At 41.7% G+C, this 10365-nt stretch carries 10 protein-coding genes; all 10 read left to right on the top strand.

Annotated elements, in window-relative coordinates; all coding sequences use genetic code 11:
• Window positions 1–675: 675 nt before the first annotated feature.
• On the top strand, window positions 676–810 hold the full coding sequence (gene rpmH / locus MHI32_RS30465) for a 50S ribosomal protein L34 (protein WP_036677745.1): 135 nt from the start codon (window positions 676–678) through the stop codon (window positions 808–810).
• Between the two features lie 289 nt (window positions 811–1099).
• Window positions 1100–1450 (top strand): ribonuclease P protein component, encoded by a 351-nt coding sequence (gene rnpA, locus MHI32_RS30460; protein ID WP_036677842.1) that lies wholly within the window; start codon window positions 1100–1102, stop codon window positions 1448–1450.
• Between the two features lie 86 nt (window positions 1451–1536).
• Window positions 1537–2406, top strand: a complete 870-nt coding sequence (locus MHI32_RS30455) for a YidC/Oxa1 family membrane protein insertase (RefSeq protein WP_036677747.1) — start codon at window positions 1537–1539, stop codon at window positions 2404–2406.
• Window positions 2403–3137, top strand: coding sequence for an RNA-binding cell elongation regulator Jag/EloR (gene jag / locus MHI32_RS30450; RefSeq protein WP_036677749.1), 735 nt, complete (start codon window positions 2403–2405; stop codon window positions 3135–3137). Before MHI32_RS30455 ends, jag begins: the two co-directional genes overlap by 4 nt.
• 109 nt (window positions 3138–3246) lie before the next feature.
• Window positions 3247–4623, top strand: coding sequence for a tRNA uridine-5-carboxymethylaminomethyl(34) synthesis GTPase MnmE (gene mnmE / locus MHI32_RS30445; RefSeq protein ID WP_340011690.1), 1377 nt, complete (start codon window positions 3247–3249; stop codon window positions 4621–4623).
• A gap of 39 nt (window positions 4624–4662) precedes the next feature.
• The gene (gene mnmG, locus MHI32_RS30440) at window positions 4663–6549 is read left to right on the top strand and encodes a tRNA uridine-5-carboxymethylaminomethyl(34) synthesis enzyme MnmG (protein ID WP_036677754.1); all 1887 of its coding nucleotides are present in this window, start codon (window positions 4663–4665) and stop codon (window positions 6547–6549) included.
• Window positions 6550–6552: 3 nt separating this feature from the next.
• Window positions 6553–7278: a 16S rRNA (guanine(527)-N(7))-methyltransferase RsmG gene (rsmG, locus tag MHI32_RS30435; protein WP_094903359.1), complete on the top strand. Its 726-nt coding sequence runs from the start codon at window positions 6553–6555 to the stop codon at window positions 7276–7278.
• 414 nt (window positions 7279–7692) lie between these two features.
• Complete coding sequence (gene noc / locus MHI32_RS30430) at window positions 7693–8508, top strand: nucleoid occlusion protein (RefSeq protein WP_036677760.1); 816 nt, start codon at window positions 7693–7695, stop codon at window positions 8506–8508.
• 178 nt (window positions 8509–8686) lie between these two features.
• On the top strand, window positions 8687–9448 hold the full coding sequence (locus tag MHI32_RS30425) for an AAA family ATPase (RefSeq protein WP_036677762.1): 762 nt from the start codon (window positions 8687–8689) through the stop codon (window positions 9446–9448).
• Window positions 9441–10283, top strand: a complete 843-nt coding sequence (locus MHI32_RS30420; RefSeq protein WP_036677764.1) for a ParB/RepB/Spo0J family partition protein — start codon at window positions 9441–9443, stop codon at window positions 10281–10283. Before MHI32_RS30425 ends, MHI32_RS30420 begins: the two co-directional genes overlap by 8 nt.
• Window positions 10284–10365: the final 82 nt, after the last annotated feature.

The following is a 10365-nucleotide window of genomic DNA, read 5'->3' as shown; positions in this document are numbered from 1 at the left end:
AGACTGTCACTCCTTTAAATCTTCCAAATGTGGCATCAGCCATGAAGTGGAAATGTCGAAGAAAATAGGTTGGTGCTGATATTTATCCCCAGTAGGCAATATGAAGAGACAAAAAAATATGGATAAATTTGATTTGTTCACAACTTTATCCACAGCTTGTTGATAATTAAGAGAACAAACAAATCTATTCACATTCAAAAGTAATACCATCATAGCAAAACGCCCCTTGTTTTTCAATGAGCAGGGCTATTTTATCCACAAATTCAAGCACTTGTGTACAATTATTAGGAACACCACTACATATTGTTGATAATTTGTTTACGGTTCGACACTTTACGCCAAAGGTTCGATAATTTTATACACAGGTTGTGCTCAACTGTGAGTAGTCGACTTTATTTTTTGATCACAGGTGGATAACTGTCATATCTTGTGGATTACTTTTTTCCTGGGGAGAGTTGTGGATAAACACCTGAGCTTGAGGGGGAGGAACAAGCCGGTTACTAGGTTGACTTTTGCTCATAAAATATGTTTAAATATATAAAGGTGTTTTCTGTAAGGATATGTCTCGATATATAAAAATGATAATTCTTGTAGATACTGTCCCTACTATAAGGACGGCTTAGTCCGTTTCTGCTTATATGACAGTAATTAAGTTCCTGTAAGGGAGGTGCAATTATGAGACCGACATTTAGACCAAATGTGAGCAAACGTAGTAAGGTTCACGGTTTCCGTAAAAGAATGAGCACGAAAAACGGCCGTAAAGTGCTGGCAGCTCGCCGCTTGAAAGGCAGAAAAGTTTTGAGTGCGTAAGTTAGGCCACTAAGGGACCACTGCGGTGGTCTTTTTTTACTGCTTTTTATTATTATTGCTCTGCAAAAGTCTAGGATCTCGCTTAATGCGCTAGCTACACTTTGCGGGGCTATTTAACGTATATTGAGAAATATTTTGTGAGAAGTTGAAATTATTTTTCCTACTATATATAGAAGCTTAATTTCAGCACAGCAAATGTGGTCGTTTATGGCTGCTTGCAAATGCCTATACTATTAGAAGAAAAAATTCGGAGGGACACTTAAACCGGATTTTTATGAAGGAGATTCCCGTGCACAAAAAGTTACGTTTACGAAACCGTGCCGACTTCAGTCGTGTATACCGCCATGGGAAGTCATTTGCGAATCATCAATTTGTAGTGTATTGGTTTGGCAAAAAAGAGGTAGAGCGATTTAGAGTAGGTGTGTCTGTTAGCAAAAAGGTCGGAAACGCGGTTGTCCGTAACCGTATGAGAAGATTAGTTAAGGAAATCGTCCGTCACCATGAACCTGAGATTGCAGGTGGCTTAGACATGGTGTTTATCGTAAGAAAAGGAGCGCTTTCCATGGAGTATGCAGAGCTCGAAAAAAGTGTGCTGCATGTGCTTCGTAAAGCCAAGCTACTCAAGGCTTCCCGCAAATAAAGGGTGCTTAAGAGGCTTGTTTATTTGTATTCATAATTATGGTATGATTTACGGTGGAATGGAATGTTTAAGAGAGGGGTTTTGAAGTGTCTCTAATGAAGACTAGACGAGGAAAATGGTTTCTCCTCATCACGGTAATGGTGTTGTCGTTAGCTGTTCTGTCGGGATGCGCTCCGTCGACTGCTGTCACGCACACTACGGAGGATTTGAAGAATGGAGGCTTCTGGCAAAGTAATGTAGTGTATTATTTCGCCATTGCCTTGGACAAGTTTGCAGATTGGTTTAACGGAGAATATGGTTTAGCCGTACTTGTGATGGTTATAATTGTCCGCACGTTGATTCTTCCGCTTACTATTAAACAGGTGAAGAGCTCGCGTGCAATGCAAGCCATTCAACCGGAACTCCAAAAGATCCAGAAAAAATATAAAGACACACCTGAAAAGGTGCAGCAAGAAACAATGCGTTTGTTCCAAGAAAATAAGGTTAACCCAATGGCGGGTTGTTTACCGCTGATCGTACAAATGCCTATCTTTATCGCTCTCTACAACTCGATCTACTATAATCCACATCTACGGGAGCACACCTTCTTGTGGCTGGAGCTAGGTAAACCGGATCATCTGTTTATCTTGCCAGTGCTAGCAGCATTAACAACATTTATTCAAACTAGAATGATGACCAAAATGAACCCAGTGCAACAACAAGGGCCAATGCAGTTCATGATGATGATCTATCCAGTTCTGATCTTCGTTATGTCGTACAATTTCCCTGCAGCCTTGCCACTATACTGGGTGTATAGTAACCTTTACACTATTATTCAGAACTACTTCTTATACCGCAACAACGATAAACACAAATTGGCAATCGCAAGTGCTGTAAAAAGTACAGATGACTCCAGTCCTGCTCCGAAGAGCAAAGGCGGCAACAAGTCATCGAAGGGAGCCAAAAAGTCAAAATGAGCAAAGTCGTCGCAACAGGGAAAACCATTGAAGAAGCTGTAGAACGGGGACTAACCCAGCTTGGAGTTCAAAAGGACCGGGTAACGGTCAACGTACTTGAGCAGCCATCAAGAGGATTCCTGGGATTGATCGGTGCGAAAGGTGCCAAGGTTGAACTAACCTTGATAGCCGAAGCCGCACCGGCATCAGCGGCGAGTGCTCCGTCACTGCCTCAACAGTCAGCAAGAGAGAGCAAACAGGAGGCCATCGGCGGTGTGCCACGCCAAGATTCCGGACAACCGGTGGAGGAAGCTTACCAAGAAGCCGTTCATTTCATTGTGGATGTCGCTAAGAGCATGGGGCTCGAAGTGGAGGTAGAAATCGTCCACACCAAGGAATCCACGATTCTGCAAATTTCCGGTCCAGATTTGGGACTGTTAATTGGCAGAAGAGGACAAACTCTCGATGCTCTACAGTATTTGGCTAATATTGTAGCTAACCGTTATTCCGACAGTTTTATACGGCTTGTGTTAGATGCAGAGAACTTCCGTGAGCGCCGTAAAAAAACGCTTGAAGAGCTGGCTGATCGTTTAGCCGGACGTGTAATTCGCACTCGTAAAGAGGTTGTATTGGAGCCAATGTCTCCTCAGGAGCGCAAGATTATCCACTCCAGGTTACAGGATCACCGGCAAGTGAGTACCCTCAGTAAAGGCGAAGAGCCAAATCGCCGCGTCGTTATAACCTTGAAGTAAAGACTATATGGATGCAATGACTCCTTGACCAATGTAAGGGGTCATTGTTTTTTTAAAAATAAAAGAACGTTTCTATTCAAAAAATATAAGTTTTGGGGTGAAAAACAGCATGCTTAGTGACACCATTGCTGCCGTATCGACGGCATTAGGCGAGGGAGGAATTGCTATTATTCGGGTAAGTGGCCCACAGGCTATTTCCCAAGTGGCACCATTATTTCGTAGCCGAGTTCCATTAACTGAAGCGGAATCGCATACCGTTCATTACGGACATATCGTCAGTCCTGATAACGGAGAGAAGATGGAAGAAGTGTTGGTAACCGTTATGAAAGGACCACGTTCTTTTACGACAGAGGATGTAGTAGAGATCAGTGCTCATGGCGGTGTAATTTCTGTAAGAAGAGTGATGGACTTACTTCTGCAGCAGGAGATAAGGTTAGCCGAGCCGGGGGAGTTCACCAAGCGTGCTTTCTTGGGCGGACGTATCGATTTATCGCAGGCTGAGGCTGTTATTGATCTGATTCGCTCTAAGTCTGACCGGGCTTTTTCTGTAGCTTTAAAACAGGTTAGCGGATCCTTATCGGATCGAATTCATGCTTTACGCCATACACTTATTGAGATGCTGGCTCATATTGAAGTGAATATAGATTATCCAGAACATGATGTAGAATCCATGACAGCTGAATTTATTAAAGATAAAAGCAGTGAGGTTATGGAGGGAATAACAAAGCTGCTTAAGACATCTAATGAAGGAAAAATACTTCGTGAAGGGATTACGACAGCTATTGTCGGACGTCCGAACGTTGGTAAATCATCATTGCTAAACGCATTAGCGCGTGATAACAAAGCGATTGTAACAGATATTCCAGGAACAACACGTGATGTAATAGAAGAATTTATAACGATAAATAATATACCGCTTAAGCTGCTCGATACAGCGGGAATTCGTGAAACGATGGATGTTGTTGAGAAAATTGGGGTGGAGCGCTCCAAAGCGGCAGTTAGTGACGCCGACCTGATTCTACTTGTGCTGAATGCTAATGAAGAGCTGCATGAGGATGAATTGGCATTGATGGAACAAATCCACGGTAGACAGTGCCTAGTAATCATGAATAAAATGGACTTACCGCCCAAACTGGATAAGGATAAGTTGCACTCATTTTTTGAAGAGTCTAACATTGTACCGATGTCCGTTCTGGAAGAGGAAGGTCTAGACAAACTTGAAGATGCCATTTCGACACTCTTTTTTGGTGGAAAGCTGGAATCGGGTGACTTGACATATGTGAGTAATGTGAGACATATAGCCCTGCTCAAAAAAGCCTATAAATCACTTCAAGATGCATACGATGCTGCAGAACAGTATATACCGATTGATATGATTCAAATCGATGTACGGCTCGCATGGGAACAGCTTGGGGAAATAATTGGCGATACTGCAGCTGACTCTTTGTTAGACCAAATATTCTCACAATTTTGTTTAGGAAAATAAGATTCACGATTTAATATAATTTCAAGGGGGAAACAGGACATGAGTTATGATGGAGGCAACTATGACGTTATCGTCATTGGCGCTGGTCATGCTGGCTGTGAAGCAGCACTGGCTGCAGCCCGGATGGGTTGCAGTACGTTAATGATCACAATTAACCTGGATATGGTTGCATTCATGCCCTGCAATCCGTCCATAGGCGGACCTGCCAAAGGACATGTAGTGCGTGAAATTGATGCGCTTGGCGGAGAAATGGGCCGCAATATAGATAAGACATTCATTCAACTGCGTATGCTGAATACAGGTAAAGGACCAGCTGTACATGCTTTACGTGCACAAGCTGATAAATTCCTTTATCAACATACAATGAAGGAAACTATGGAGAAAACGCCTAATTTGACACTTCGTCAAGGGATGGTTGAGCGTTTAATCGTTGAGGATGGACGTTGTGTAGGTGTAGTTACGAAGACCGGAACCGAATACCATAGTAAGACTGTTATCCTGACAACAGGTACTTACCTGCGTGGTAAAGTGATTATGGGTGAGCTAACATATGAAAGTGGACCTAACAATCAACAGCCATCCGTGAAGCTTTCTGAGAACTTACGGGAGCTTGGGTTTGAATTGGTTCGTTTTAAAACAGGTACTCCACCACGTGTACATCGTGATACGATCGATTTCTCTAAGACAGAAATTCAACCAGGGGACGATGAACCGAAATTCTTTTCGTTCGAAACGAAATCATCCGATAACGAACAGCTTCCTTGTTGGTTAACGTATACCTCTGAGGTTACTCATCAGATTATTAATGATAACCTTCATCGTGCGCCGATGTTCACAGGTATTATCGAAGGAACTGGCCCACGTTATTGCCCTTCTATAGAAGATAAGGTCGTAAGATTCAGTGATAAATCTAAGCATCAGATCTTTTTAGAGCCAGAGGGAAAAAATACATCGGAATACTATGTACAAGGTCTGTCCACTAGTCTTCCTGAGGATGTACAGCTAGCTATCTTACGTTCCATTCCTGGTATGGAAAAGGTAGAGATGATGCGTAACGGCTATGCTATTGAATATGATGCAATGGTTCCTACACAGCTATGGCCATCTCTTGAAACCAAACGTCTTCCAGGTCTGTTCACTGCTGGACAAATCAATGGCACTTCCGGTTATGAGGAAGCAGCAGGCCAAGGGGTTATGGCTGGAATTAATGCAGCACGCAAAGTGCAAGACAAAGAACCCGTAATCCTAGATCGTTCACAGGGATACATTGGTGTACTCATTGATGATCTCGTGACTAAGGGAACGAATGAACCTTACCGTCTGCTTACTTCACGTGCAGAATATCGTTTGTTGCTTCGCCATGACAATGCAGATCTAAGACTTACACCTATCGGTTATGACATTGGTTTGATCACACAGGAGCGTTTCGATAACTTCACAGATAAGAAAGAACGGGTGGAGCGTGAAATTGTTCGTCTGCAAGAAACAAAGGTTAAACCTGTTGATGTAAACCAAGTACTAGCGCAATATGAATCGGCACCTATTGTAGATGGCAGTAATTTGCTTGTTCTGATGCGGCGCCCAGAGCTTGTATATAGTTTTGTTGATCAAGTATCACCATCACCAGAGATGCTGGATGCAGAAATGAAGGAGCAAGTAGAAATCCAAATTAAATATGCCGGATATATAGAAAAACAACTTCAACATGTGGAGCGCCTGCAAAAGATGGAGAAGAAAAAAATTCCAGATGACATTAATTATAATGAAATCCATGGATTAGCGATGGAAGCGCGGCAGAAGCTGACTAAGATTCACCCGATCTCTATCGGGCAGGCTTCTCGGATTGCGGGAGTTACACCTGCTGATATTTCCATTCTTCTTGTATATCTTGAGCATTACAACCGGGTAACCGCGGCGAAAGGATAAGCTATGGATAATACGGAAGTTCAATTCACACAACTATTACAGGAACGAGGCATATCCCTTACAGCAGAACAGTTAGCACAATTTGATCTGTATTATAAGGAACTCGTAACCTGGAATGAAAAAATGAATCTCACGGGTATAACTGAGCGAGAGCAGGTATATACGAAGCATTTCTATGATTCTATTTCATTAGCTTTTTTCCTTGATATTAACGAGATCACCAATCTCGCAGATATCGGTTCAGGAGCTGGGTTTCCAGGAATCCCACTTAAAATATGTTTTCCTCATTTGAAGCTAACGATTGTTGATTCGCTCAATAAACGAATTTCATTTCTGCAGCATGTAAGTACGACATTGGGATTAACTGATGTACAATTGATCCATGGGCGGGCAGAGGATGTCGCGCGCAAGTTCACTCATCGTGATGCCTATGATTTGGTTACAGCACGTGCGGTAGCAAGACTGTCTTTATTGAATGAATTTTGTCTTCCCTTCACACGCAAAGATGGGGTGTTCGCTGCAATGAAGGGCAGCGATCCCTCAGAGGAATTAAGCGAAGCTAAGTACAGCTTAAAAGAGCTTCGTGCTGAACTCAGCAAAGTGGAGTCGTTCAGCTTACCAGTGGAGGAGTCGGATCGACATATTGTTATGATCCGGAAGACAGGAGCAACACCAGCTAAATACCCAAGAAAAGCGGGAATTCCTGCCAAAATGCCATTGATGAAATAATGTTTCACGTGAAACATTGCCGATACTCAAAGTTCCTTTAGGAGCATTCTCTTTGAACAAAGGGGATGCTCTTTTTTTATGAAGATGATGATAACAAAAATCGATAAATATCAAATTAGATGAAAATTAGATTTATAAGCTGATTTGGTTGTTGCACCTGTAAAAATGCAGGAAAAATAGGTCTTTACGGAGAATATGATTATGTGGAGAAAAGTGATAGAATAGCATAGTAGACTTTAATTTTGTATATAACTCCTTCTCTGTACTCTTGTTCGAAAGAAGGAGAGATTATGATGCCTGTTCATTACAGGTAATTCCATAATATCAGAATGTTTTAGATTGCTGTACGATATGCTTTCCGTGAAGAAGGTCAAGAAGATCGTACTATAACGAAATTAGGTGGTTATGAACGGAATGAAAGAACAATTTACCAAGCTATTTGGGTTTAACGAGCGGAGCAGCGGAGAAGAAATCAAACAAATACCAGTTCATGAGGTCGTTAGCAGTCCTTACCAACCACGGACTATATTCGATGATGACAAAATTGATGAGTTATGTCAGACAATTAAAACTCATGGTGTCATTCAGCCTATTGTTGTACGTATGCGAGATTCCATATATGAGATCATCGCAGGTGAACGGCGCTGGCGGGCAGTTAAAAAGCTTGGTTTAGAGACGATCCCTGCTATTGTCCGTGAGTTCAATGATTCTCAGGCTGCATCTATTGCGCTCATAGAAAATCTACAGCGTGAAGGTTTGACCTCCATAGAAGAAGCTGTCGCTTATCAGAAGTTAATTGATCTTCATCAATTAACACAAGAAAGCTTAGCACAACGCTTAGGCAAGAGTCAGTCGACTATTGCGAATAAGATTCGTTTACTCCACTTACCTGAAGAGGTTAAGACAGCGTTGATGGAACGTCAGATTTCCGAAAGACATGCGCGTTCACTCTTATCACTGGATAGTGTGGAAATGCAATTAAAAGTTTTGGCAGAGATTATTGCAAAAGGATTAAATGTTAAACAGACGGAAGCTCGTATTGCTTTCTATAAACAAGTTTCGCAAACTAAAAAGTCAAAACGGGTCTCCTATACCAAGGATGTTCGTCTAGCTCTTAATACAATTCGTCAATCTATTGATATGGTGTCAGGCTCAGGTATGGAAATCAAAACGTCAGAAAATGACCGTGGTGACCATTACGAGATTGTAATCCAGATCCCCAAAAGATAAATTGTTTCAAAAGCTGAAGGCGGCCTTAAAGTGATTGGCCGCCTTTTGTGTGACTTAAACCAGGATGTATTGCTCAGTCCTGCATTTTAGAGTTTTAGCTCATATAAAGTAACATAGTTTGGCCGTTTATACTTGCGATCTACGAGAAGATTCTTCCTAACTATTCGAGGTGAAATTAGTGTCCAAGATTATTGCCATAGCAAATCAAAAAGGCGGTGTCGGTAAAACAACATCCTCTGTGAACCTAGGTGCCGGTATGGCTACATTAGGAAAAAGAGTGCTTCTAGTTGATATCGATCCTCAAGGTAACACTACCAGCGGCGTTGGCATCAACAAGGCGGACGTAGCGAATTGTATATATGACATTCTCATTAATGAAGTAAATCCTCTAGAAACGATACTTGAAACTCAAAATGAAGGACTTCACATCATCCCGGCAACCATTCAATTAGCGGGGGCGGAGATCGAATTAGTATCAACGATTTCCAGAGAGTTGAAATTGAAAAAAGCCCTAAATGCGGTTAAAAATAATTATGACTATATCATCATTGATTGTCCTCCATCCCTTGGGATTTTGACGATCAATTCCCTTACAGCTGCTGATTCGGTAATCATTCCGATTCAATGTGAATATTATGCGCTCGAAGGGTTGAGTCAGCTTTTAAACACCGTGCGTCTAGTACAAAAAAATCTTAATCCGCATTTAAAAATAGAGGGAGTACTATTAACCATGTTGGATGCCCGTACGAATCTAGGGATCCAAGTCATCGAAGAGGTTAAAAAGTATTTTCAGGAAAAAGTTTACAGAACTATCATTCCTCGGAATGTCCGCTTAAGTGAGGCACCGTCTCATGGACAATCCATTATTACTTATGATCCTCGCTCAAAGGGAGCAGAAGTGTATTTAGAGTTGGCAAAGGAAGTGATTTCTTATGAGTAAACGTTTAGGAAAAGGTCTGGATGCTCTGATTCCTTCTTTATCTATTAATGAAGATGATAAGGTAGTAGAAATCCCATTAGCTCAATTACGGGCTAACCCTTATCAACCACGCAAGGATTTCAATGAAGAAGCAATCCAGGAATTGGCTGAGTCCATCAGACAACATGGCGTGATTCAACCGATCATTGTACGGAGTGTTTTGAAGGGGTATGAAATCATTGCCGGTGAACGCAGATTCAGGGCATCGCAATATTGTGGTAAACCTACGATTCCAGCAGTCGTAAGAAATCTAAGTGATCAACAGGTCATGGAGATCGCCCTGATTGAGAACTTGCAACGTGAAAATTTAAATGCAATGGAAATCGCAGTTGCTTATCAAGGTTTGATGGATCAATTTTCACTCACACAAGAAGAGCTATCACTTAAAGTTGGAAAGTCCAGATCACACATCGCTAACTTCCTAAGATTGCTTACTTTACCGGAAGAAGTAAAAGAATATGTTTCACGTGGAACAATGTCTATGGGACATGCACGAGCTATTGTTGCCCTGAAAGATCCGGAAGTTATTAAACAATTGGCTGAACAATGCGTGGAACAGCAATGGAGCGTAAGAGAGCTTGAAGAAACAGTGAAAAATCTGGATCGAAAGCCAACGAACGGTACAAAGATTAAAGTTGTTAAACGTGATCCCTATATTGATAATGTAGAGGAAGTATTACGTGAACGGTTTAAAACAACGGTTAAGATAAAACAAGGTAAGGAAAAAGGGAAGATTGAACTGAATTACTACAGTGCGCAGGACTTAGAAAGATTGTTAGAATTATTGGGTAACTAAATGGGTATCTATGCCAAGAACATATCCTGAGCTATCCGTAATCGGATGAGTAGGGGTATGTTTTTTCAAAATATAAGGATGT

The sequence above is a fragment of the Paenibacillus sp. FSL H7-0690 genome, from assembly GCF_037980415.1.
Lineage (GTDB): Bacteria > Bacillota > Bacilli > Paenibacillales > Paenibacillaceae > Paenibacillus_AQ > Paenibacillus_AQ odorifer.
Note: the sequence above shows the minus strand (reverse complement) of the source record. Positions and strands in the feature narration are given on the sequence as shown.